This is a genomic window from Spiribacter salilacus (genome assembly GCF_009649225.1).
In the GTDB taxonomy this organism is placed as follows: domain Bacteria; phylum Pseudomonadota; class Gammaproteobacteria; order Nitrococcales; family Nitrococcaceae; genus Spiribacter; species Spiribacter salilacus.
The window spans coordinates 436,563-459,882 of the sequence record NZ_WJPP01000002.1 but is presented as its reverse complement, the minus strand read 5'-3'; the positions used below and the strand labels follow the sequence as shown (position 1 = coordinate 459,882).

General features: G+C 54.6%; 22 protein-coding genes and 1 pseudogene. 8 read left to right on the top strand and 15 right to left on the bottom strand.

Annotation, left to right across the window (positions count from 1 at the left end; genetic code table 11):
* Nucleotides 1-254: 254 nt before the first annotated feature.
* The 4 genes and pseudogenes from GH984_RS05220 to GH984_RS10980 all read left to right on the top strand — a co-directional run bounded on the left by GH984_RS05220 (nucleotide 255) and on the right by GH984_RS10980 (nucleotide 2,892).
* Nucleotides 255-593, top strand: coding sequence for a P-II family nitrogen regulator (locus tag GH984_RS05220; protein WP_153719136.1), 339 nt, complete (start codon nucleotides 255-257; stop codon nucleotides 591-593).
* Nucleotides 594-626: 33 nt separating this feature from the next.
* Nucleotides 627-1,883 (top strand): ammonium transporter, encoded by a 1,257-nt coding sequence (locus GH984_RS05215; RefSeq protein ID WP_153719135.1) that lies wholly within the window; start codon nucleotides 627-629, stop codon nucleotides 1,881-1,883.
* Between the two features lie 100 nt (nucleotides 1,884-1,983).
* Nucleotides 1,984-2,472 (top strand): annotated as a pseudogene (locus tag GH984_RS10985) (NAD(P)-dependent oxidoreductase); the annotation flags it as partial.
* Nucleotides 2,449-2,892: an NAD(P)-dependent oxidoreductase gene (locus GH984_RS10980; protein ID WP_256365601.1), complete on the top strand. Its 444-nt coding sequence runs from the start codon at nucleotides 2,449-2,451 to the stop codon at nucleotides 2,890-2,892. The pseudogene GH984_RS10985 and the gene GH984_RS10980, both read left to right, overlap by 24 nt.
* Here the strand turns inward: GH984_RS10980 and GH984_RS05205 are convergent.
* The 3 genes from GH984_RS05205 to GH984_RS05195 form a co-directional block, all read right to left on the bottom strand.
* Nucleotides 2,889-3,521 carry an SPOR domain-containing protein gene (locus GH984_RS05205; protein WP_153719133.1) on the bottom strand — a complete coding sequence of 211 codons (633 nt, stop codon included), beginning with the start codon at nucleotides 3,519-3,521 and terminating at the stop codon, nucleotides 2,889-2,891. The genes GH984_RS10980 and GH984_RS05205 overlap by 4 nt on opposite strands.
* Nucleotides 3,522-3,523: 2 nt before the next feature.
* Nucleotides 3,524-5,284 carry an arginine--tRNA ligase gene (argS, locus tag GH984_RS05200; protein WP_153719132.1) on the bottom strand — a complete coding sequence of 587 codons (1,761 nt, stop codon included), beginning with the start codon at nucleotides 5,282-5,284 and terminating at the stop codon, nucleotides 3,524-3,526.
* 68 nt (nucleotides 5,285-5,352) lie between these two features.
* A complete protein-coding gene (locus GH984_RS05195; protein ID WP_153719131.1) occupies nucleotides 5,353-7,542 on the bottom strand; it encodes a primosomal protein N' in 2,190 nt (729 codons plus the stop codon).
* A gap of 71 nt (nucleotides 7,543-7,613) precedes the next feature.
* Between GH984_RS05195 and GH984_RS05190 the strand changes: the two genes are divergently transcribed.
* Entirely contained in the window at nucleotides 7,614-8,129 is a 516-nt protein-coding gene (locus GH984_RS05190; protein ID WP_153719130.1) for a TIGR02444 family protein, read from the top strand.
* Here the strand turns inward: GH984_RS05190 and GH984_RS05185 are convergent.
* From GH984_RS05185 to GH984_RS05170, 4 genes are read right to left on the bottom strand one after another with little or no spacing between them, the layout of a single operon-like run.
* Nucleotides 8,126-8,545, bottom strand: coding sequence for a hypothetical protein (locus tag GH984_RS05185; protein ID WP_153719129.1), 420 nt, complete (start codon nucleotides 8,543-8,545; stop codon nucleotides 8,126-8,128). The genes GH984_RS05190 and GH984_RS05185 overlap by 4 nt on opposite strands.
* 27 nt (nucleotides 8,546-8,572) lie before the next feature.
* A complete protein-coding gene (locus GH984_RS05180; RefSeq protein WP_153719128.1) occupies nucleotides 8,573-10,066 on the bottom strand; it encodes an NAD(P)(+) transhydrogenase (Re/Si-specific) subunit beta in 1,494 nt (497 codons plus the stop codon).
* Entirely contained in the window at nucleotides 10,063-10,368 is a 306-nt protein-coding gene (locus GH984_RS05175; protein ID WP_153719127.1) for an NAD(P) transhydrogenase subunit alpha part 2, read from the bottom strand. The genes GH984_RS05180 and GH984_RS05175 overlap by 4 nt, the downstream gene beginning before the upstream one ends.
* Nucleotides 10,368-11,501, bottom strand: a complete 1,134-nt coding sequence (locus GH984_RS05170) for an NAD(P) transhydrogenase subunit alpha (protein WP_153719126.1) — start codon at nucleotides 11,499-11,501, stop codon at nucleotides 10,368-10,370. The genes GH984_RS05175 and GH984_RS05170 overlap by 1 nt, the downstream gene beginning before the upstream one ends.
* A gap of 233 nt (nucleotides 11,502-11,734) precedes the next feature.
* Between GH984_RS05170 and GH984_RS05165 the strand changes: the two genes are divergently transcribed.
* Nucleotides 11,735-12,289 carry an HNH endonuclease gene (locus tag GH984_RS05165; RefSeq protein WP_153719231.1) on the top strand — a complete coding sequence of 185 codons (555 nt, stop codon included), beginning with the start codon at nucleotides 11,735-11,737 and terminating at the stop codon, nucleotides 12,287-12,289.
* Here GH984_RS05165 and GH984_RS05160 read toward each other — a convergent pair.
* From GH984_RS05160 to prlC, 6 genes are read right to left on the bottom strand one after another with little or no spacing between them, the layout of a single operon-like run.
* A complete protein-coding gene (locus GH984_RS05160; protein WP_153719125.1) occupies nucleotides 12,286-13,044 on the bottom strand; it encodes an MlaA family lipoprotein in 759 nt (252 codons plus the stop codon). The genes GH984_RS05165 and GH984_RS05160 overlap by 4 nt on opposite strands.
* On the bottom strand, nucleotides 13,041-14,057 hold the full coding sequence (locus tag GH984_RS05155; RefSeq protein WP_153719124.1) for a CDP-6-deoxy-delta-3,4-glucoseen reductase: 1,017 nt from the start codon (nucleotides 14,055-14,057) through the stop codon (nucleotides 13,041-13,043). The genes GH984_RS05160 and GH984_RS05155 overlap by 4 nt, the downstream gene beginning before the upstream one ends.
* Complete coding sequence (gene ubiD / locus GH984_RS05150; RefSeq protein WP_153719123.1) at nucleotides 14,057-15,532, bottom strand: 4-hydroxy-3-polyprenylbenzoate decarboxylase; 1,476 nt, start codon at nucleotides 15,530-15,532, stop codon at nucleotides 14,057-14,059. The genes GH984_RS05155 and ubiD overlap by 1 nt, the downstream gene beginning before the upstream one ends.
* Nucleotides 15,533-15,538: 6 nt before the next feature.
* Nucleotides 15,539-16,312 (bottom strand): exodeoxyribonuclease III, encoded by a 774-nt coding sequence (xth, locus tag GH984_RS05145; protein WP_153719122.1) that lies wholly within the window; start codon nucleotides 16,310-16,312, stop codon nucleotides 15,539-15,541.
* Nucleotides 16,313-16,346: 34 nt separating this feature from the next.
* Nucleotides 16,347-17,450 (bottom strand): FAD-dependent oxidoreductase, encoded by a 1,104-nt coding sequence (locus GH984_RS05140; protein ID WP_153719121.1) that lies wholly within the window; start codon nucleotides 17,448-17,450, stop codon nucleotides 16,347-16,349.
* On the bottom strand, nucleotides 17,450-19,495 hold the full coding sequence (gene prlC / locus GH984_RS05135; protein ID WP_153719120.1) for an oligopeptidase A: 2,046 nt from the start codon (nucleotides 19,493-19,495) through the stop codon (nucleotides 17,450-17,452). The genes GH984_RS05140 and prlC overlap by 1 nt, the downstream gene beginning before the upstream one ends.
* A 77-nt stretch (nucleotides 19,496-19,572) precedes the next feature.
* Between prlC and gorA the strand changes: the two genes are divergently transcribed.
* Nucleotides 19,573-20,940: a glutathione-disulfide reductase gene (gene gorA / locus GH984_RS05130; protein WP_153719119.1), complete on the top strand. Its 1,368-nt coding sequence runs from the start codon at nucleotides 19,573-19,575 to the stop codon at nucleotides 20,938-20,940.
* Nucleotides 20,941-20,950: 10 nt separating this feature from the next.
* Nucleotides 20,951-21,475 carry a gamma carbonic anhydrase family protein gene (locus GH984_RS05125; RefSeq protein ID WP_153719118.1) on the top strand — a complete coding sequence of 175 codons (525 nt, stop codon included), beginning with the start codon at nucleotides 20,951-20,953 and terminating at the stop codon, nucleotides 21,473-21,475.
* Here GH984_RS05125 and aroE read toward each other — a convergent pair.
* The gene (aroE, locus tag GH984_RS05120; RefSeq protein WP_153719117.1) at nucleotides 21,472-22,290 is read right to left on the bottom strand and encodes a shikimate dehydrogenase; all 819 of its coding nucleotides are present in this window, start codon (nucleotides 22,288-22,290) and stop codon (nucleotides 21,472-21,474) included. The genes GH984_RS05125 and aroE overlap by 4 nt on opposite strands.
* A gap of 1 nt (nucleotide 22,291) precedes the next feature.
* Nucleotides 22,292-23,308: a porphobilinogen synthase gene (gene hemB, locus GH984_RS05115; RefSeq protein ID WP_369691947.1), complete on the bottom strand. Its 1,017-nt coding sequence runs from the start codon at nucleotides 23,306-23,308 to the stop codon at nucleotides 22,292-22,294.
* Nucleotides 23,309-23,320 lie beyond the last annotated feature (12 nt).

Here is a 23,320-nt window from a genome sequence, read left to right as displayed (position 1 = left end):
CCGGTTCGTAGTGTCTTTTAGTTTACGTGGCTCAGCTCTAAAGCCCAATCCCTTTAGTCGGTCCTGTGTGCACCAAAACAGAGCGCCGCCTCTGCTGGGGCGTCTTTTTTGGTGCGAATGCACAGTTTTGAATCGCGAAATGTGTTTCTTTTTGATGCTCTGCAGCATTTGGCACGAACCGTGCATAAACAGGTTTGAGTTATTTCCATCCACAGGTACGACATGGGGTCGGCCCTACTGCGGAGACAAGAGGAATGAAGTTAATCACCGCCATTATCAAGCCCTTTAAGCTCGATGATGTTCGAGAGTCGCTCTCGGAAATCGGAGTTCAGGGCGTCACTGTCACGGAGGTCAAAGGATTTGGCCGCCAAAAAGGCCATACCGAGCTCTATCGTGGCGCTGAGTATGTTGTCGATTTTCTACCAAAAATGAAGGTAGAGGTGGTCATCGACGACGGCATGGTCGAGCAGGCCGTAGATGCCATCACCAAAGCCGCCAACACCGGCAAGATCGGTGACGGAAAAATCTTTGTTGCGCCTGTCGAGCAGGCCGTACGCATTAGGACTGGCGAGACCAATACGGACGCGCTGTAAAAACGATTTTTGAATTAATGGGAGTCTTGAACAATGGCTGAAGAACTCAACCAATTAGCGCAGCTCGCATACGCGCTAGATACTTTTTACTTTCTAATTTCTGGCGCGCTCGTCATGTGGATGGCGGCCGGATTTACGATGTTAGAGGCCGGACTGGTTCGGGCCAAAAACACCACAGAAATTTTAACCAAGAACGTCGCGCTCTATGCGATTGCTTGCATTATGTACATGGTGATTGGCTATAACATTATGTATGGCGGTGGCGTTAGCTCGATTATTCCCTCATTTAGCCTGATTTTAGGGGCAGCGGATAACGCAGCAGCCGATATTGTGGCAGGCAGCGATGCTTACTACTCCAATATGTCTGACTTTTTCTTCCAAGTGGTGTTTGTGGCAACGGCCATGTCCATCATCTCGGGTGCGGTGGCTGAGCGTATGAAGCTCTGGTCCTTCCTGCTGTTTGCCGTGGTCTTAACGGGCATTGTGTACCCAGTTCAGGGTTTCTGGAGCTGGGGCGGCGGCTTCCTGAGCGACTTGGGATACTCCGATTACGCAGGCTCGGGCATTGTGCATTTGTTTGGCGCCGCCGCAGCCTTGGCCGCGGTCATTGTGCTTGGTCCTCGTAAGGGCAAGTACGGTGCGAACGGTGAAGTTAAGCCAATCCCAGGTACCAACATGCCACTCGCCACGTTGGGCGTGTTCATTCTGTGGTTAGGCTGGTTTGGATTTAACGGTGGCTCTGAGCTTAAAGTCTCTGATGTTGACTCAGCCAATGCCGTTGCGCTGGTTTTTGCTAACACCAACTTAGCGGCTGCTGGTGGCGTTGTTGCCGCACTGATTACCGCAAGGCTGATGTTTGGCAAGGCTGACCTGACGATGGCGCTGAACGGTGGCATCGCCGGGCTTGTTTCCATCACGGCCGGTCCGAATATCCCAAGCCTTCTGGGGGCTACCCTGATCGGTGTTGTGGGTGGTGTGCTGGTAGTGCTCTCTATTGTAGCGCTCGACAAGCTCAAGCTGGATGATCCAGTTGGTGCGATCTCCGCTCACGGTACCGCTGGTATCTGGGGTGTGCTGGCGGTTCCGCTTTGGGCCGACGGGGCAACCTTTGGTGCACAGTTCATTGGTATCGCAACGATCTTTGTTTGGACTTTCGTTGTCAGCCTAGTGCTGTGGATGATCCTCAAAGCGATCATGGGCATTCGTGTGACCGAGGAAGAAGAAATGATGGGGCTGGATATCACCGAGTGTGGTGTTGAGGCCTATCCGGAGTTTACTCGCACGCAGTAAACGCGCGCAGATAACTTCGTAATCAAGCGGGCGACTCTTTTAAAGGGTCGCCCGTTTTTTTATGTGCATGAGCCATTAGCGAGTAAACTGGAAAAATAATAATTTTATTCAGAGGAGTATTTGTATGCGCGTTGGATTTATTGGATTAGGCGTGATGGGCGCCAACATGGCCAGGCATTTGGCTAATGCAGGGCAGCTCACCACCATTTGGAATCGCACACGCGCCACTGCAGATGAGCTAGGTCAGGCGCTTGGCGTGCCAGTGGCCGACAGCCCCGCTGCTTTAGCTAAGAGCTGCGATGTGATCATTACTTGCGTGAGCGCTGATAAAGATATTCTTGAGATGATCGATGCGATTGCACCGGAGCTTACTGATCAGCATACGGTGATTGATACCTCAACCGTGGGTGCCGATACCGCAGAAATTATCGGCGAGCGGTTGGCAAAAACCAAGACGGCCTTTTTGGATGCACCATTAACCGGTGGCTCCGAGGGTGCAGAGGCCGGCACATTAGTGGTGATGGTGGGCGGAGATGAGGCGGTGCTCGATGCGATGCGCCCTGCGCTGGAGCCCTTCTCAAGCCGCATCAGTTACTTTGGCCCCGTTGGTAATGGTCAAAGGGCAAAGGCCGTGAATCAGGTGATTGTGGCAGGCATTGTGCAAGCGGTTAGTGATGGCTTGTCTTTTGCTGCCGCTAGTGGCCTAGATACCGATGAGCTATTACCCGTACTCATCGGGGGTGCCGCCGGTAGCCGTTTACTTGAACGTCGCGGTGCTCGGTTGTTAGAAAATGACTTTGCTCCAGGCTTTAAGCTGGCGCTGCATCACAAAGATTTACTGCTGTGTCAGCGGCTGCTGAAAGGGCTAGATGTTAGTTTGCCAACCGTTGAAATGACGATTAAGCATTACGAGCGTTTAATGGCCGATGGTTATGGCGAAGAAGATATTACTGCGCTGTATCGACTCAAAAGAGCATTATTTGAGACGGGAAATCAGCGGAGTCTCTAGCCGCCAGTACGCAGCATGATGGCCTCAATTTGATTTGCGGCCATCCTTGCTCTTGCCTCATTAACGGTTCTTAAATCGCTAAAGGGTCCAATACGCACGCGATGCCAGGTTTCTCCGCCGGGCAATTCCACCACCTGAATATTCGCTTCGATACCAATAATAGCTAGGCTGGCTCGAAGTGAATCGGCATCTCCTGCCTTTTGAAATGAACCAGCCTGTAGTAAATAGCGCGTACCGCCTGTGGCTACCTCAGGTTCTTCCTCTTCTTCTGCCGTGGGCAGGGCACCGTCTCCGGCCATGCTAATGCTGGCGGTTTCAGGGTCTGTTTGCACCTCGGTGCTCCCTGGTGCGTCAGTTTCAGTCTCGCCCTCTATCTCTATGGCAACCTCTTGCTCAGTCAGCAGGTGGTAGAACTCAAAACGCGGGGCTGAAGCCGGGTCGGTTGTTGTTTCTTGGGCAGTGGTGTCGGGATCTGCGGGTAGGGTTGGTTGGGTATGTTCCCAATGAACCCAGTAAGCAACACCCAGACCCATGGCAAGGCCAACACCCCAAGCCAAAAAGGGGCGACAGGGCTTGGGCGGCTCGCTGCTCTTTTTGCTGGCTTGACTGGTCTTGGTCTTGTTTGCCATTGCTACATACTCTCTGGCGCAGATACGCCGAGCAAATCCAGGCCATTGCGAATGACCTGACGAACCGCGGTAATTAGCGCCAGGCGGGCATCCCGTAGATCAGGATCATCCACCAAAAACGGATGGGCGTTGTAGTAGGTATGGAACGCGGCGGCCAGTTCACGTAAGTATTGAGCGATCTGATGGGGTTCATGAGCCTCTGCCGCGGCTACAACAATTTCAGGATAACGCCCAAGCTCGCCAATAAGCGCTTGCTCGTGGGATTCGGTTAATCGACTCAGTGCGCTGATGCCGCGCGTTAAGTCATGTTCTAAATTACGTTCGCCCATCTGCGCAAGCACGCTGCAAACTCGGGCGTGCGCGTATTGAACGTAGTAAACGGGGTTATCATTTGAGCGAGACTTTGCCAGCTCAAGGTCAAAATCAAGATGTTGCTCAGGCCGGCGCATCACGTAAAAAAACCGCGTGGCATCGTTACCGACCTCTTCGCGCAGTTCTCGTAAGGTGACAAACTCGCCAGACCGAGTGGACATCTGCATGCGCTCGGTACCGCGATAGAGAATTGCAAACTGCACAAGCCGAAACGTTAATTGCTCGATGGGTTTGCCAAAGGCCGCAAGGCTGGCCTTTACGCGGGCCATGTACCCGTGATGATCCGCACCGAATACATCGATGATTTGCTCAAACCCGCGCTCAAATTTATCTAAATGATAGGCAATATCCGATGCAAAATAGGTGGTTAGCCCGTCTGCGCGCTTGACTACGCGGTCTTTTTCATCGCCGTAGTGGCTAGAGCGAAACCACTGCGCGCCCTCTTTTTCATAAATTTCACCAGCCGCCTCAAGACGATCAAGCGCGTTGTTAACACCGCCGGCGTCAACCAAAGCCTGCTCAGAAAACCATCGGTCGTAATGTACGCCAAAGGCGGCTAAGTCTTCTTCAATATCCCGTGTAATTGCTGCAACGGCGGCACGCAGTATCTCTTGATAGCGATCGGTGCCAAGTAATATCTGCGCTCGAGCAATAACTGCATCGATGTATTGTTCTTTGTCACCGCCTTCATTGGCATCGGCAGGCAGGTTAGCCAGTAGCTCACTAGCCGCGACGCGGAAGCGCTCACCATGGGCCGCTTCAAGGTCACGTGCAATGTCGTGGATGTAATCACCCCGATAGGCGTTGACCGGAAAGGGTAGTGACTCTCCGCGGTGCTCCAGGTAACGAAGCCAAACACTAGCCGTTAAGATGTGAATTTGCCGGCCTGCATCGTTAACGTAATATTCACGATGTACCTCATGCCCCGCGGCTTCAAGCAAGTTAGCAAGGCTGCTGCCAAACGCCGCCCCGCGCCCATGCCCAACATGCAAAGGCCCAGTTGGATTGGCTGAGACAAACTCTAAAAGGACGCGGCTGCCCCTGCCATGATGGCTGCGTCCAAACTCCGCGCCCTGTTCATGGATTTTTTCGATCACTAAGGCGGCTGCCTGCGCCGTGACAAAAAAGTTAATAAAACCAGGGCCCGCCACTTCCACTTTTTCTACCAGCGGGCTGGCGGGTAGATGAGCAACGATGGCGGTGGCCAGATCTCGTGGTGGCATTTTTGCAACTTTGGCCAACTGCATGGCCAGATTGCTGGCATAATCACCATGACCGCTGCCACGGCCGCGCTCTACCTGTATGCCGTCGGGCGGGCTGAGGCTGACATCAGCCGCTTTGCAATGATTATCGAGTGCCTGAGCAAGCAGCGCAGCAAGGTCTTCTTTCATGAATAACGGCAATTTCCGGGTGCTAAGAAGTGGCCCATTATCCGTTTTCAAGCCGTTTATTCAACTGCTTACAGCGTATCAGCAGGATCTACGTCAATTGCCCACCGCACTTTGCGCGCCAAAGATGAGCGCGCCACACTTGGCAGCCAACGTTCTAAAAGCGATTGTAGCTGCCCGCGCTGGTCGGCCTGCACAAATAACTGCATGCGATAGCGATTAGCGCGCCGCTCCATGGGTGCAGGAAATGGCCCGACAAGCTCAATGTGTGGCGTGGAGGCAATGAGCGCTTTCGCCTCTTCTAAAAAGCGGGCCGCGTTGTGGCGTTGGGTAGACTCTGCGCGTAATAACGCAAGGGCTCGGGTCGGCGGCAGCCCTGCCGCCTCGCGCTCGCTTAGCGCGGCATCGGCAAAGGCAGGGTAGCCGCCATGAATGAGGGTTTGGAGTAACGGATGCTCTGGATGATGGGTCTGAATCAGCACCTCGCCGGGGTTAATCTCGCGCCCGGCACGCCCGGCCACCTGAATAATCAACTGGGCAAGCCGCTCTGCGGAGCGAAAATCAGCACCAAACAGACCTTGGTCTGCATCAATAATGCCTACTAACGTTACGTTGGGTAGATGATGGCCCTTGGCCAGCATTTGGGTGCCAAGCAGCAACTGCGCCCCTCCTTGCCGTGCCTTAGCCAGTGCCTGCTCAAAGCTGCCGCGTCGGCGGGTACTATCGCGATCAATACGAATGGGTTCAATATCCGGCAGTGCGGTGTCGAGTGCGGCTTCAATTCGTTCAGTACCCAGCCCCAAGGCCCGCAGGTCAACGCTATTGCAGTTTGGGCAGACCGCCGGAATAGGCCGGTCTTGGTCACAGTGATGGCAGAGCAATCGATTGCGGCCCCGATGCCAAGTGTAACGGGCATCACAGGCTGAACATTCCGCAATCCACCCACAGTCATGGCAAATCAGCACCGGGGCATAACCGCGGCGGTTTAGGAAAAGCAGAACCTGATTGCCTGCATTCAGATGTTTTTTAATGGCATCTAGTAACGCGGTAGATAGCCCATCCTGCATATCGGCGCCGCGCACATCGAGTAACCGAAGGGTGGGTGGTTTTGCTGCGCCCGCTCGTTGGTCGAGCCGATAATGCTGATAGCGTTTTGCTCGTGCATTCGCAATGCTCTCTAAAGACGGAGTGGCAGAGCCAAGAACAATGGGTATTTGTAATCGATGCGCGCGCATCACCGCCAAATCGCGCGCTGAGTAGCGCAGGCCATCCTGCTGCTTGAGTGATGCATCGTGCTCTTCATCAACAATAATCAGCCCGGGGCGCGGCAATGGGGTAAAAATGGCAGACCGTGTGCCAATAATGACATCAGCCTGCCCCGCCTGGGCCGCTAGCCATGCATTGAGCCGTTCGCCTTCGGGTAAGCCTGAGTGCATTACCGCGATTTCACCCTTAAGACGTTGCCGAAAGCGATCGAGCAGCTGCGGCGTCAGCCCAATTTCTGGCACGATCACTAGCACTTGTCGATGTGCACTTAAGTGCTCTTGGATAGCGGTTAAATAGACCTCTGTTTTGCCACTGCCGGTTACGCCTTCAAGTAACAACGGGCGATGATCGTTAGCATTGGCAATTGCCTCGGTGGCCAGTTTTTGCTCAGCGTTCAGCGCCGGCGGTGGTTGTTCGGCCTGACCACTGATCAGGCCATAGTCGGCTTTCTCGCTTAACGTGGCATCGCCCCGGGCAACTAGCCGTTGCAGTGCGCCGCGAGAGTCTCCTGCGCTGCCGAGCTCACCGGCACTTAAACGGCCAGTGGATTGAAGGCGCCCAAGCAGCTCTGCCTGCCGTGGGGCGCGAGCCGCTAACTCAGAGGGCAGGGTTATTTTTCCCTGCTCGGTGATCTGCCACTGGCGTTGTGCCGAGGGCATTGCTGGATGCCCTTGGCGCAGCCTGACCGGTAATGCAGTTGCCAGACATTCTCCGATGGGGTGATGGTAATAGCGCGCAGTCCACTCGATTAGGCCGAGCAACTCTGGATCTAGCACGGGCGTATCATCCAAAACCTTAATGATGGCGCGAAGCCGTGAGGCATCGATTGTGGATTGCGCCACCTGCTGCAGCACAATTCCAATCACCCGACGCCTGCCAAGGGGTACCTCCACACGAGCACCGATCGGCGGGGCTTTTTGGTCTTCTGGGAGCAAATAATCCAGGGGTTCTGGAAATGGCCCCGGTAGGGCAATGCGTAAGATCGGCGAACTCATGGGTATGATTGTTGGCTGCTGCGGGCTGTTGTGCAAGCCATACAGATGACTGGTTTTGCTAGGATAACAAAATGACCGATCAAAACATGGCTTGGGCATTGATGTTAAAACTGTATGACGCAGAGGGCATACAGCCGGTGTGCTTGCAGTTGCAAGATGAGTTTGATGTAGGCGTTAGCGCTTTGCTAACAGTGATGATTATTGGCTATTTAGGCCAGCCGCCATTGACCTTGCCTGTGATTCAACAGGCGCTCAAGCGCGCAACACATTGGCAGCAGACGGTGATCGAGCCTTTGCGGAACGTGCGCCGTGGGCTGCGCGAAGTGACGCCAGCGGATCAATCCGAAGCCGCTGAGGCGCTAAGAAAATCACTGTTAAGTCAGGAGATTGCGGCAGAAAAAATTCAGCAGGCGTTGATTTGCCATGATGCGCCGGCGACAAAACCGCTTACCCTGTCGCGCCCTGAATGCATGGCAAATGCCCATGCTAATGCACTGATGTACTTAAGTTATATTGGCCAAGCAAACAATAAAAAAGCCGCTGAGCCATTGCTGCAGCGGCTGGTTGAAGCGTTAGGTACGCTTTAGCGCATCTGGATGCCGCCGCCAGGCGCACCGCCGCCACCGCCCATACCACCCATGCCACCGCCAGCAAGCTGATCAGGCGTCATGATTCGGGAGGCTTGTTCGCGCTGCATTTCACGCAGTTGCTCCATCGTCTGCTCTAGCGCTGCATTGGCGGCCGCAGGGAAGGCTTGGGCAGCTTCTTCTAAGCTGCCAGCTTCGAGCTCAAAGTTTAGCGGCAGTGCTCCTGCGGGGGTCATTACCTGTGTCTGCCCGACATAAAGGACGGGGCGGCTCGGGTCTGATTGCCCGTCGCTTGTAACCGGGGTTAGCCGCTGAATGCTGCCAACACGCCGATCTGTAAAGACCTCTTCCTGATACAGCCCATCGGTATCTAAGCTGAGCTGAGCCAGTGCGTCTTGTTCGTTAGACTCGTTCATTTAAACTCCACAATTCGTTAATGGGGTCTACAGGCCTTTAACAGCCTGAACCATGGCGCCAGCTACTTTTTGTCCATCACCAAACACCATGCGGGTGTTTTCGCTGAAGAACAGGGCATTTTCTACGCCTGAGAAGCCAGTTCCCTTGCCGCGTTTGATGACCAGTACATTCTCGGCTGCATCAACATCAAGAATGGGCATGCCAAAAATGGGGCTGGAAGGATCGTTTTTAGCGGCTGGGTTCACCACATCGTTAGCGCCGATGACAACGGCAACGTCAGTAGTTGCAAACTCCTCATTGATCTCTTCCATATCAAAGATCATGTCGTAAGGAACGCCGGCCTCTGCCAACAGCACATTCATATGCCCCGGCATCCGACCTGCCACGGGGTGAATGGCAAATTTGACATCAACCCCGCGCCCTTGCAGAAGCTCGACAAGCTCCCAAATCTTATGCTGAGCCTGCGCAACTGCCATGCCATAACCCGGCACGATAACCACTTTGTCGGCAAACGCCATCATGATGCCGGCATCTTCTGCGCTCACATCTTGCATTTCGCCTTCCGGCCCTTCAGAGCTGGCTTGTACCGTTGTTCCAAAACCAGCAAACAGCACATTGGCTATGGATCGGTTCATTGCCTTTGCCATTAGCTGCGTGAGCAGGGTGCCAGCAGCACCCACCACGGTACCGGCAATAATCATGGCCGGGTTGCCAATGGCATAGCCCTCAAACGCCACGGCCAGACCGGTGAGGGCGTTAAACAGCGAAATAATGACGGGCATATCGGCACCGCCGATCGGTACCGCCACAAACACCCCAAACAGCAGGCCAAGGGCAAAGAAAATCACCACAATGGCCACACTGTCTGTAAAGAAGGTCATGATGCCGAAGATAACTGCTAGCGCGAAAACCACCACATTGACGATCTGCTGCGCAGGCACCAGCGAGTTACGCTGCATGCGACCATCTAGTTTGGCCCAAGCAATGAGCGACCCTGAAAATGCCACCGTACCAATGAGCGCGCCGAGAATGGCCAGCACGGTAACGTCTGCGCCTAATGCCGCAGCGATAGACCCGCTTGCTGCACCCTCTGCTCGCAGTGCTGCCTCAGCAGCTGCAACGCTCAGGCCAGACTCTTCCGCTAGAGACGCTGCCCGGGCCTGCAGATCATCAGGGAGCATGCGCAATGCACGTAGCATTTCAACCGCCGCGATAGCGGCCGCGGCGCCGCCACCCATGCCGTTATACAGGGCTACCATTTGCGGCATTTCGGTCATGGCCACACGCCGACCCGACCACCAAGCCAGCACACCGGCAACAGCAATACCAATCACAATAAGAATGTAGTTGGAAACGCCATGAATATCTGGGTGCAAGAAGGTAACCAGCGTAGCCAGCACCATACCAAATCCGGCCCAAATAATGCCCTTACGCGCCGTGCGAGGCGAGCTCATGGCCTTGAGGCCAAAGATAAAAAGAACGGCGGCGAGCAAGTAGCTCAGTTGTACAAACCAACTCATTTCTCAGCCCCCTTCTTTTCGTCCTTACTCTTAAACATCTCAAGCATGCGTTCGGTGACAACGTAGCCGCCAACGGCATTGCCCGCGCCAAGAATAACGGCGATAAAGCCAATGATTTGCTCGGTTACCGTTTCGGCATGACCCAGCACAACCATGGCGCCAACAATCACGATGCCGTGCACAAAGTTAGAGCCTGACATTAAAGGGGTATGCAAAATAACGGGCACGCGGCTGATGACCTCAAAGCCAACAAAGCCGGCGAGCATGAAAATATAGAGTGCGACAAAGCCTTCGATGGCCATTACGGGTTGCCTCCTTCAATACGCTCGCGAGTGGGGGCATGACGAATTTCGCCATCATGCGTCAGGCAACTATCGGCGACGACTTCGTCATCCCAATTCAAATCGATGTTGCCTTCCTTAATAATCAGAGCCAATAAATTGCAGAGGTTGCGTGCATACATTTCACTGGCATGCGTGGCCGCCATGCTAGGAATGTTGCGTGGCCCTGCAATCAGTACGCCTTGATGCTGAATTTCTTTACCAGCTTCAGTTAGCTCACAGTTGCCACCGGTTTCTGCCGCCATATCGACAATAACGGAACCTGCCTTCATGCGCTCAACGGTGGCTTTGTCGATAATTTTTGGTGCTGGGCGGCCAGGAATGGCGGCCGTTGTGATGACTGCGTCTGCCTGAGCAATATGTTTTGCGAGCACCTCAGCCTGCTGGGCCTTTTCTTCATCAGTTAGCTCACGGGCATAGCCGCCTTCGCCCTCGGCGCTAACGCCGGTATCGATGAACTTACCACCTAACGACTCGACCTGCTCACGCGTGGCCGATCGTACATCGTAGGCCTCAACAATGGCTCCAAGCCGACGTGCCGTTGCAATGGCCTGCAAACCCGCCACGCCGGCGCCAACCACAACAACGCGGGCGGGCTTTACGGTGCCAGCAGCGGTTGTCAGCATTGGAAACAGCTTGGGGCTTAAGTGGGCCGCAAGCAGGGCACATTTATAACCCGCGATGTTGCCTTGAGAAGACAAAGCATCAATTGACTGAGCTCGGGTAATGCGCGGTACCAGCTCTAGGGCAAAGCTCGTGACCTTGCGCTTGACGAGATTGCTAATGCGCGAGTCGCCCTCATGCGGCGTCATATAGCCGGCAATAATAATATTTTCTGGCAGCTTGGCTGCCTCTTCTGCGGTGGGGGGCTGAACGCGCAAGACAATGTCAGCACCTTTGTACAGCTCGGCTGTGGTTTTTGCCCACTCCACCCCATCGTATTGATTGTCTGTAAACCCGGCCGCATCGCCAGCGCCATGCTGGATGCGCACGGTGGCACCGAGTTTTGTCAGCAACTTAAGTGCGCTGGGAACCATGGCAACCCTGCGCTCTCCGTTGGCCGTTTCTTTGGGTACGGCGATGGTGATGCTCATCGACTGTCTCTCCTGTCCGTAGAACGTTTCCGCCACCGGCGGACGGATGATTTTACAGCATCTGGCACAGGAAACACCCCCAGTCTTGGTCATATTGCTGTAACCCTTGCACATTAGGCTAATCTCGGTGATGATTTGAAGAGGTATTGAGGGTTACGACAACGCGGCAAGGGCCGGAGGGTGAAAGCGTGGAGACGCTGCAGCACCACATCCTGCGCACCGACGTTTCAGGCATGCCACTTGAGTGGATTACCTATCAAGACGCGGTGCGGCTTTACCATCTCGATCAGGTGGCTTACGCCTGCGGCAACGAGCTATACCGCATTCGCGGCGGGCATAACGCTAAAACCGGGCGCCGTAGCGTCATCGCCGTCAACTCAATTATTGCCACTGCCGGTGCAATGCAGGCCACGCTGAAAGGCAATCCGGCTTATACACCACCACTAAACAACGCCACGCTTTTTCGGCGCGATGATCACTTCTGTTTATATTGTGGCGACCAAAAGCTTGCCCGCGATCTCTCACGTGATCACGTCAAACCGATTAGTCGCGGTGGGCAGGATATTTGGAATAACGTGGTCACCGCCTGTAAACGATGCAATAACCTCAAAGGCAATCGCACGCCCGAGCAATCACGTATGCATCTGCTTGCGGTGCCCTTTGTGCCGACGCATGCTGAGTATGTTTACTTACAAGGTAGGCGGATTCTGGCTGACCAAATGGAATTTTTGCGAGCGCATTTTCCGCGCCGCAGCCCGCTTCGCGAGCGATTGACACGACTGGCCTAGTTATCGCCTTCTAACTCATCAAAAAAATCGCTGTAGGGGTCTTCGTCCAGCGGTGGGTTGCCATCGTAAACTAGGCTTTGTCGGCGCTGCAGGTAGGCAGAGCGAGAAAACGCATACGGGTCGGGCGCATCACGCTGCATTTGTACCTGCTGCTCAAACCGCGCGCGTGTATTAATCACATAAAGGGCGGTAAAGGCACCAAGCGTTGCGCTATCCAGTGCTAACCACACCAAAGCATCGGTGTACCAATCTACAGGGTAGCGGGCAACATCACGGGTGCTTGAAGACCCTAAAAGTGGCAATACAAGATAGGGCCCTTGCTCAACACCCCACACGCCCAAGGTTTGGCCAAAATCTTCACGATCGGTGTTTAGGCCCATTGAGGCGGCGGGATCAAACAGCCCCAGCAGGCCGATGGTGCTGTTTACCACAAACCGCCCCGATACCTCGCCGGCTTGCCCCCATTTTCCTTGTAAGGCCGCATTGAGCGCATGGCCTGGAGCCGCTAGGTTGCGGTAGAAATTGGTTACCCCGGTACGCATACCGTCTGTTGTTATCGCCACCCAGCCGCGCGACAGGGGGCCGACTGCGTAGATGTCGACTTGTTCGTTAAATGTGAATACGCCGCGGTTAACGCTCTCTAGTGGGTCATTAACCTGTTCTGGGCCATTGGTACTGGCACAGCCAATCAATAAACTGGCTACCAGCAGCATAACGCCTAGTTTAATAAAGCGATTGAAGCGTATCTCCATCATGCTGCACCGCCCGCTTCAAAAGAGTCATAAAAGAGCCGCTCCGGCGGCAGTCCCGCTTGAGTAAATCCGGCTTTGGCCGCATTAATCATAGGAGGGGGCCCTGCCATGTACACGTCGTAGGCTTGCATATCCGGATAATCGTTTAAAACCTGCTCGTGAACAAACCCAACCGCACCTGACCAGTTATTATTTGGACTAGGCTCAGATAAAACCGGGGTGTAATCGATATGCGCCTGCGTTTGAGCCCATTGGGTGGGCAGATCAGTTAGGTAGAGATCAGGCACATCGCGTGCGCCCCAGTAAACGTGCATGGGCTGTGTGCAGCCGATATGTAGGGCATGTTCAATGATCCCCTTTATGGGCCCAAATCCGGTGCCGCCCGCAATAAACAGCATGGGGCGGTCGCTTTGTTCTCTTAGGTGGAAGTTGCCCAAGGGCCCTTCAAATCGAAGCAATGCGCCTTGTTTAAGCGTGGTAAACACCTGCTCTGAGAATACGCCGCCGGGCAGGTGACGAATGTGTAATTCCAGCAATTCACTAGCATGCGGAGCGTTTGCTAGAGAATAGCTACGGCGCTGCCCATCGCGCAGTAAAATATCAACATACTGGCCTGCCAAAAACGGCATCGTCTTTGCAGCGGGCAGGCGTAAAAAGAGCCGGCGTACATCAGGGGCGCAGGTTTGAATTTGCTCAACGCGAGCGGGTAGGCGCTGGGGCCGGATTTCGCCAGCCTCTTGGACTTCATTAACCGCAATGACTAAATCACTCGCGGGCCTGGCTTGGCAGAAAAGCGCCATGCCGGCCCTATCTTGCTCGCTATCAATGGCCGGCGGTAAGCCGTTAAGATATTGAATTTGCCCCTCAACAACGCGGCCCATACAACTGCCGCATGTGCCGTTACGGCAGCTGTAAGGCAGCATTAAACCGGCGCGCATTGCCGCGTCAATCACAGATTCTTCGGGCTCTACGGCAAATTGGTAGTCCGTGCCATCAATGCTCACGTTAAAGGTCATTAATCTTCTCCATCCAAGCCAAGCTCTGGCCATAAGGCATCCACTCGGGCTTTGGTTGTTTCATCCATCACAATCGGGTTACCCCATTCGCGCGTGGTTTCTCCGGGCCATTTATTGGTGGCATCAAACCCAATTTTTGAGCCTAAGCCAGAGACGGGCGAGGCAAAGTCGAGATAATCGATGGGCGTATTTTCTACCATAACGGTATCGCGGGCAGGATCCATTCGGGTGGTCATCGCCCAAATCACATCCTCCCAGCTGCGCGCATTCACATCTTCGTCTACCACAATAATGAACTTGGTATACATGAACTGCCGTAAAAACGACCAGGCACCCATCATGACGCGTTTGGCATGCCCCGGGTATTGCTTGCGCATAGAGATAACGGCCATGCGATAACTACAACCTTCGGGCGGCAGGTAAAAATCGACAATTTCAGGAAACTGCTTTTGCAGGATGGGCACGAAAACTTCATTGAGCGCAACGCCCAGCACAGCCGGTTCATCGGGTGGGCGGCCGGTGTAGGTGCTGTGATAAATCGGATCTTTGCGCTGAGTGATGCGCTCAACCGTAAAGACCGGAAACTCATCAACCTCGTTGTAGTAACCGGTGTGATCGCCAAATGGACCTTCTGGCGCCATGTCATCTGGGTAAATATGGCCTTCTAAAACAATTTCGGCAGACGCGGGCACTTGCAGATCAGAGCCAATACAGCCCACTAACTCGGTACGACTGCCGCGCAGTAAGCCAGCAAAGGCATATTCCGATAATGTATCTGGCACTGGTGTGACGGCGCCTAGGAGTGTGGCCGGATCAGCACCAAGGGCAACGGCAATGGGGAAAGGTTCGCCCGGATGGGCTTTTTGCCAGTCGCGAAAATCCAGAGCACCACCGCGATGCGACAGCCAGCGCATAATTACACGATTACGCCCAATGACCTGCTGCCGATAAATGCCGAGGTTTTGGCGCTTTTGATGTGGGCCGCGGGTAATCACCAACGCCCAGGTAATGAGTGGCCCCGCATCGCCTGGCCAGCAGGTTTGGATGGGTAGATTGCCAAGATCAACCTGATCACCCTCTAACACCACATCTTGGCAAGCGGCGCTGCGCCTGACCTTGGGTGCCATATCCAGCACCTTGCGAAAGATAGGTAGATTTTGCCAAGCATCACGCATCCCTTTGGGCGGTTCGGGTGATTTTAAAAAGGCCAGCAGCTCGCCGATTTCACGCAATGCACTGACTGATTCGGCGCCCATGCCCAGTGCCACGCGCTGAGGCGTGCCAAAGAGATTGCCCAGCACGGGTACGGAATGCCCCACCGGGTTTTCAAACAGCAAGGCAGGCCCGCCAGCACGCAGCACCCGGTCGCAGATTTCGGTCATCTCGAGGTTGGGGTCAACCGCCGCTTTAATGCGTTTAAGCTGACCGCGGGCTTCGAGTTGGTTAATAAAATCCCGCAAATCTTTGTATTGCATAGCGCCCTAGCCCTGGTCAGTAATGTCAGCAACCGCCGGTGCATGGTCCGATGGCCGCTCCCAAGTGCGCGGCTCGCGATCGATGGTGCTACTGACCAAGCGCTGGGTGAGCTCAGCACTGGTTAGCACCAAATCAATCCGCAAACCGCGGTTACGTCGAAAGTTATTCATTCGATAGTCCCACCACGAAAAAGTGCCCGCCGGGTGGTCAAACTGGCGGAAACTATCGGTTAGCCCAAGTGCAAGCAGGCGTGCAAAGGCTTCTCGTTCAGGCACAGAGCAAAGAATTTGATCTTGCCATTCGGCTGGGTCATGCACATCGGCATCGGCTGGTGCGATATTAAAATCACCCACCACGGCCACTTGTTTGTGCTCTTTGAGCTCTTCTGCAAGCCAGCGCTCTAAAGCGGACAGCCACTCGAGTTTATAAAGATATTTATCTGTGCCAACGGCTTTGCCATTGGGGACATACAAATTAATAAAGCGACAGCCATTAACGGTAACGGCCAGCACGCGGCGTTGTGGGTCTTCAAAACCGGGAATATCAGTGATGACATCACTGATTGGCGCACGCGCGAGTACGGCAACCCCGTTATAAGTTTTCTGCCCGCTAAAGACGACTTGGTACCCCGCCTCTGCCAGTGCATCGACCGGAAATTTCTCATCGGTTAGCTTGGTTTCTTGCAGGCCGAGAACATCCGGCTGAGCAGACTCAAGCCACTGCAGTACATGTGGCAGCCGTACGTTAAGTGAGTTCACGTTCCAAGAGGCAAGCTTCATGGGTTCATCCTGCGGTTATAAAAGGGGCAAGTCGTTAATTGTAACGTCGCATGAAGCGCCGATCGATCCAATCTTTATAGTGCCAAAGCCAGCGGCCGCTGGCGGTGAACGGCCCGCGCGAGGCCACGGCATACGGATCACCGGTGCTAATCAGCGCAAGCCAGTGCCGCTGCGGCCGATAGGGCTTCAATGGCTGTCCATTAAGAGCGCTGCGCAAGTTATGAGCAAGAATCGGGGCTTGCCTAACCGCTACAACACCTGATTTTTCAAGGGGGTAATTGAGCATGCTGGCCACATCACCGGCTGCAAAAATGCTTGGGTCGGTGCGCGTTTGTAAGGTGTCAGCCACCTCAATAAAGCCGTTTTGGTCAAGGGCAAGGCCGGTTTGTTTAAGCCAGTCGGCACCACTGGCACGAGTCACCCAAATCACCTCATCGGCAGTGTGATGTTGAGTATCAGCAGTGATCAGTCCGCTTGAGTTAACCGCGCTAACGGGTGCTTGGCAATGCACCTCAACCCCACGGGCTTGAAGTACTTGCATAAACTTTTTTTGCACGGCGGTGTTATGAGTGGGCAGGATTTTTGCGCCGCGTGTCCATAAGCTAAAGCGGGGCTGATAGGGTGCTAGGCGATACTGCATGGCAAGCAAAAGCTCGATACCCCCGGCACCGCCACCCACCACCGCAATATGCATAGGCGCTGGGGCTGCCTTTATGCGTTCAAGCAAATTCAGCCAGCGCTGATTAAAATCGCGAATGGGCTTAACGGCAATGGCATGCTCCCTCGCACCGCTGGCATCCGCTAAATTGGGGGTAGAGCCGATATTGATCGATAGCTGATCGTAGTGCAGCGGCGGGTGCTGCTCGGTATGTACCGCTTGCTTTGCCCGGTCAATACCATTGGCGGCGGTTTCATAAAACTCGGCGCCGGCGGCTTTGGCGAGTGGGCGAAGGTCGATATGCACCTGTTCATAACGATAATGCCCCGCCACATACCCCGGCAACATGCCGGAGTAGGGCGTGTGGGCAGTTTGGCAAATCAGCGTCAGGCGCGTATCTGGCAGCGGCTTTAACGCAAACTGACGAAGTACCTCGACATGACTATGCCCACCTCCAATCAGAACCAAATGATTTGGCATTAATGGCTGGGCACCAAACCGCTGGATGCCAGCAGTGGCTCAATGCTCGGCTCACGACCGCGGAACTCATAAAACAGCTTTGCTGCATCCTCTGAGCCGCCTTTTTCTAAAATATGCTCCAAAAAGGATCGACCCGTTACCGGGTTAAAGATGCCTTCTTCACTAAAGCGGGCAAATGCATCAGCGGAAAGCACCTCTGCCCACTTGTAGCTGTAATATCCGGCTGCATAACCGCCGGCAAAAATATGCGCAAAGCTATTGGGGAAACGGTTAAACGCGGGTGGGCGTACCACGGCCACTTGATCACGAACCTGTTCTAGTAGCGGGTAAATTTGCTCACCAACCGTACGGTCATGCTCGGCATGTAAGCGTAAATCAAATAACGAGAATTCGATTTGCCGAACCATCTGCATGGCAGCATGAAAATGCCGTGCCGCCGTCATGCGCTGAAATAGCGTCTCAGGAATAGGCGCATCCGTTTCATGATGGCGGGCAAATAGATCAAGCGCTTCACGCTCCCAGCACCAGTTCTCAAGAAATTGACTGGGCAGTTCAACGGCATCCCAAGCAACACCGTTAATGCCGGCAACGCTGGCTGCGTCAATCCGTGTCAGCATGTGATGCAACCCATGGCCAAACTCATGGAATAAGGTCAGCACCTCGTCATGCGTGATTAACGCAGGTTTGCCGGCCACAGGCGGGGTGAAGTTACAGGTGAGAAAGGCCACGGGTGTTTGCACTTGGTTGCCCATGCGCATGCGTGACTGACAAGTGGCCATCCATGCACCACCGCGTTTATGAGAGCGGGCATATAAATCGGTATAAAACTGCCCGCGCAATTCACCCTGCTCGTCGTGGATTTCGTAAAAGCGCACATCGGCATGCCAGGTTTCAACATCGCTGCGGGGCGTGATGTGAATGCCAAACAGGCGTTTAACCACCTCAAACATACCGCTCATCACCCGATCGGCCTGAAAATACGGGCGCAAATCTTCGGGCGATAGGGCAAAGCGTGTTTCGCGCAGGCGCTCGCTGTAGTACCCCACGTCCCATGCTTCTAGGGTTTCAAGCCCATCACGTTCACGCGCAAACTCAACTAGCTCGGCGTATTCCTGTTGGGCAATCGGCAATGCGCGCGTTGCCAAATCCTCTAAAAACGTAATGACCTGAGCGGCGGAATCGGCCATTTTGGGAGCCAAAGAAAGTTCTGCGTAGTTTGAAAAACCCAACAGCTCGGCTTGTTCTTGCCGCAAATCGAGAATTTCAGTCATGACGGGGTGGTTATCCCACTGCCCGGCATTGGGGCCAACATCTGAGGCGCGAGTCGAAAACGCGGTATAGACCGTTTGCCGCAATGCACGATTATGGGCATGCGCCAGTACCGCTTGCACAACCGGCATGTCTAGACTGATACGCCAGCCTTTAACCTCGGCCTGTTCGGCATTTTGTTGCATCACGCCTAACGCGGTTTCAGGAATCCCCGCCAGAAAATTGGCATCTTCGGTGTCTTGATGCCAGGCGTCAGTGGCATCTAGCAGGTTCTCCTGAAAGCTCGAGGCAAGCTTGGCAAGCCGTGCGGCAATTTCGGCGTAGCGCTTTTTGGCATCGTTTTCTAATGCCACGCCAGCGAGTTGAAAATCGCGCAAGGCATTATCGATGGTTTGCTTTTGAGCTTGGTTAAGCGCTGCGTAGCCATCGCTATTGCGTAATTCACGAAATGCCGAATAGAGCTTGGCGTTTTGGCCCATTTCGGTGTGATATGCCGATAGTGCAGGCAGGCAAGCATTATAGGCTTCTCGCAAGGCCTCTGAATTCATAACGCCGTTTAAATGAGAAACGGGCGACCACGCTTTTTCAAGCCGATCTTCGATTACCTCAAGCGGTGCAACCAAGGTGTGCCAAGTTGGCGTGCCCTGCAAGTTGGTCAGCTCGGCGATGGTGGCGCGATTTTGCGCCAATATCTCCTCAATCGCCGGTTTAACATGGGCAGGCTCGATTGCAGTGAATTGCGGTAACTGGTTGGGCTGAAGTAGCGGATTGGTCATATTGGTTTGGCTCGTCTTTGCAGCATGGGTCTGGGAGAATACCTGTAGTGGAAACCAAACAGTAGCAGGAGTTCAATATGACCGGGCAGAGCCAGCCTTATGATTTGATTTGCATCGGCGGCGGCAGCGGGGGCATTGCCACGGCAAGGCGGGCAGCAGCCTATGGCGCAAAATGCGCGGTTGTTGAGTCAAGCCGGCTTGGGGGCACCTGTGTCAATGTGGGCTGCGTTCCCAAAAAGGTCATGTGGCAGGCCGCGCACGCCACCGAAGTGATGGCGCGTGCGAGTGATTATGGTTTCAGCGGCGTCGCACCCCGGCTAGATTGGGCTGCATTAGTGGCCTCGCGCGAGGCCTATATTGAGCGGCTTAACGGTATTTATGATCGCAACCTGGGTAAATCGGGTGTTGATGTTATTCAGGGTTATGCGCGTTTTGTTGACCCACACACCATCGAGGTGGAAGGCGTGCGCTATCAGGCCAAGCGGTTTGTGATTGCCACGGGCGGTGTGCCGGGGCGCCCCGGCATTCCTGGGGGTGATTTGGGTATTGATTCTGATGGTTTCTTTGCCCTGCAGGATCAGCCGCAAAAAGTGGCCGTGGTAGGGGCGGGCTACATTGCCGTTGAGCTAGCCGGTGTGCTGCAGCAGCTTGGTAGTGATGTGCAGTTGGTGGTGCGCCGAGAACGGCCATTGCGTGAGTTTGATGAAGCCATTCAAACTGCTTACGTAGAATCGATTGCCGCACATGGCCCAACATTGGTTAATCACTTTACTCCAGTGGGTCTTGAGGCAGATTGGGGCGGGTATACGCTGCATGCCGAAGATGGCCGGCGCTTAGAGCAGTTAGATCAGGTCATTTGGGCAATTGGCCGTTTGCCCAATACCGACGAGCTCGGTTTGGAGGCGGCGGGTGTTGATCTTAGTGAGCAGGGCACCGTGCCGGTGGATGACTGGCAGACAACCAATCAGCCGCATATTTTTGCGCTGGGCGATGTAACTGACACCCCTTATCCGCTCACGCCAGTGGCCATTGCGGCGGGGCGCCGTTTAGCGGATCGACTGTGGGGTGGGCAGCCCGAGCGGCGATTGGATTATCGCGATATTCCGACCGTGGTCTTTACCCATCCGCCAATTGGTACCGTGGGCCTGACCGAGGCGCAGGCGCGGGCGGAGCACGGTGATCAGGCCGTTAAGGTCTATCAAACGCGATTTACCGCAATGGACTATGCCCTATCAGCGCCCGAAGCCAAGCAGCCAAGCGTGATGAAGCTCGTTTGCCTGGGCGAAAAGGAGCAGGTGATTGGAATCCACTTATTTGGCGTGGCCAGTGACGAAATGCTGCAGGGCTTTGCCGTTGCGCTAAAAATGGGCGCAACCAAACAAGATTTCGACGACACCGTGGCAATTCACCCCACGAGCGCCGAAGAACTGGTCACCATGACATGAGGGCAGTGCATTGATCGAGAGTTTTGAGGGCCATTGGCCGATTATCCCTGAGTCGGCATGGGTGCATCCTTCTGCTGTGGTGATTGGCGATGTCACTCTAGGCGAGTCTGTTTCAGTCTGGCCAACAGCTGTTTTAAGGGGTGATGTGCACCGCATCGAGATCGGGGCAAGGACCAACATTCAGGATGGTGCCATTGTGCATGTTGCCCATAAAGGGCCGTATCAGGCCGGGCATCCTGCCATTGTTGGAGAAGAGGTCACGGTTGGGCATCGTGCCACTATTCATGCCTGCTCAGTTGGCAGCCGTGTGCTGGTGGGAATGGGGGCTACGGTTTTAGATGAAGCGGTGGTTGAAGATGAGGTCATTATTGGCGCGCATGCATTAGTGCCCATGGGGCGAAGGCTGGAAAGTGGCTATCTTTACTTAGGCAGCCCTGCCCGAGCCGTGCGCGAGCTAACGGCTACTGAGCGTGAGCAGCTGCAATACTCCGCTATGCATTACACCCGCGTAATGGCAAGACATCGCGCCAATTAGGGGCGCATGTCATGCCGCAGCGCTTCGATCACTGGCTCGGTGGTCGGGCGGATAGAGCGCCATAGTTCAAAAGACGCAGCTGCCTGCTCAACGAGCATGCCCAAGCCATCGCTTAACCGAAATGCACCGGCCTCTTTGGCCCAGCGTAAAAAGGGCGTGGGCTCGGGGGAGTACATCAGGTCGTAAGCCGTTGCACCCTCTGCAACAATGCTTTCGGGTAATTTAGGTAAAGGGCCATTAATGCCGCTAGAGGTTGCGTTAATAACCACCTCAAAGCGCTCTCCATCCAGGGCATCGAGCCCAATGCCCTCTACCGCACCATCTGTTGCAAAATCGGCAGCAAGTTGTTGTGCCTTATCCGCGGTGCGGTTGGCAATGATTAGCATGGCGGGTTGCTCATCAAGTAGCGGCCCAAGTACGCCGCGGGCGGCGCCACCAGCACCCAGCATTAAAATGCGTTTGCCAGCAATGCCAACACCTAAGTGATTACGTAGATCATTCAGCAGGCCCTCACCATCGGTGTTATCGCCATACAGCGTATCGGTGCAGATGAGGGTGTTGACCGCACCGGCTCTCTCGGCGCGCTCACTGCGGTGGTCAGCAAGGCGCCAAGCCTCTTCTTTAAAAGGCAGGGTTACGTTTAGCCCGCAGCCGCCTTGTTCACGAAACGCGGCTAGCGCCTTGGCAAACCCATCAAGGGGTGGCTCTTGAGCCACATATTCCATTTGCTGCGCGGTTTGCTCAGCAAACAGCCGATGAATGCGGGGCGATAAAGAGTGCCCTACGGGATGACCAAAAACCGCATAGTGGTCCATATCAGTTCTCCTTTAGCCAGCCTGCAACGTCTTGTGCAAAATAGGTAAGAATTCCATCTGCACCGGCGCGTTTGAAGCTCAGTAATGATTCAAGCACGCATTGACGTCGATCGAGCCAACCATTGGCAAAGGCGGCGTTAAGCATCGCGTACTCGCCGCTAACCTGATAGGCAAAGGTTGGCATCTGAAATTGCTCGCGAACTCGTGTGATGATGTCTAAATACGGCATGCCGGGCTTGATCATGACCATGTCAGCCCCTTCGGCGATATCCATACCGACTTCTCTTAGGGCTTCCATGGCGTTGCCTGGGTCCATTTGATAGGTCCGCTTATCGCCGCCGCCGAGATTACTGGCCGAGCCCACGGCATCGCGAAATGGGCCATAAAACGCCGAGGCATATTTGGCGGAATACGCCATAATGCGCACATTAGGCTGCTGATCGGCTTCTAATGCCTGACGAATCGCGGCTATTCGCCCGTCCATCATGTCTGAGGGGGCAAGGATATCGACGCCGGCCTCAGCATGTGAGCGCGCCTGGCGGACTAAAGCATCAAGCGTGATGTCGTTGGCAACATAACCGTGCTCGTCGAGTAGGCCGTCTTGGCCATGACTGGTAAAAGGATCAAGCGCAACATCGGTAATAACGCCGAGATCAGGTACGCGCGCTTTGACTGCGCGCACGGCGCGCTGAGCCAGACCCTCAGGGTTCCAAGCTTCCGTTGCCTCGGGGGTTTTGGTCTCGAGCGGGATCACCGGAAAAATGGCGATCGCTGGAATGCCGAGCTCGGCAATTTGCTCAGCAAATACCACTAGCCGGTCAATAGTCATTCGCTCAACGCCTGGCATCGAGTCTACGGTCTCGCTTTTGTTCTGCCCTTCAATCACAAAAACCGGCTGAATGAGATCATTCACATTCAGTGTGTGTTCACGCACCAGCCGGCGGGTAAAGTCATCCGTACGCAAACGCCGCAGGCGTGTTGCGGGAAATTTAAGGGCAGAAGCAGGATTAGATTTCACAAATTCTCCTTT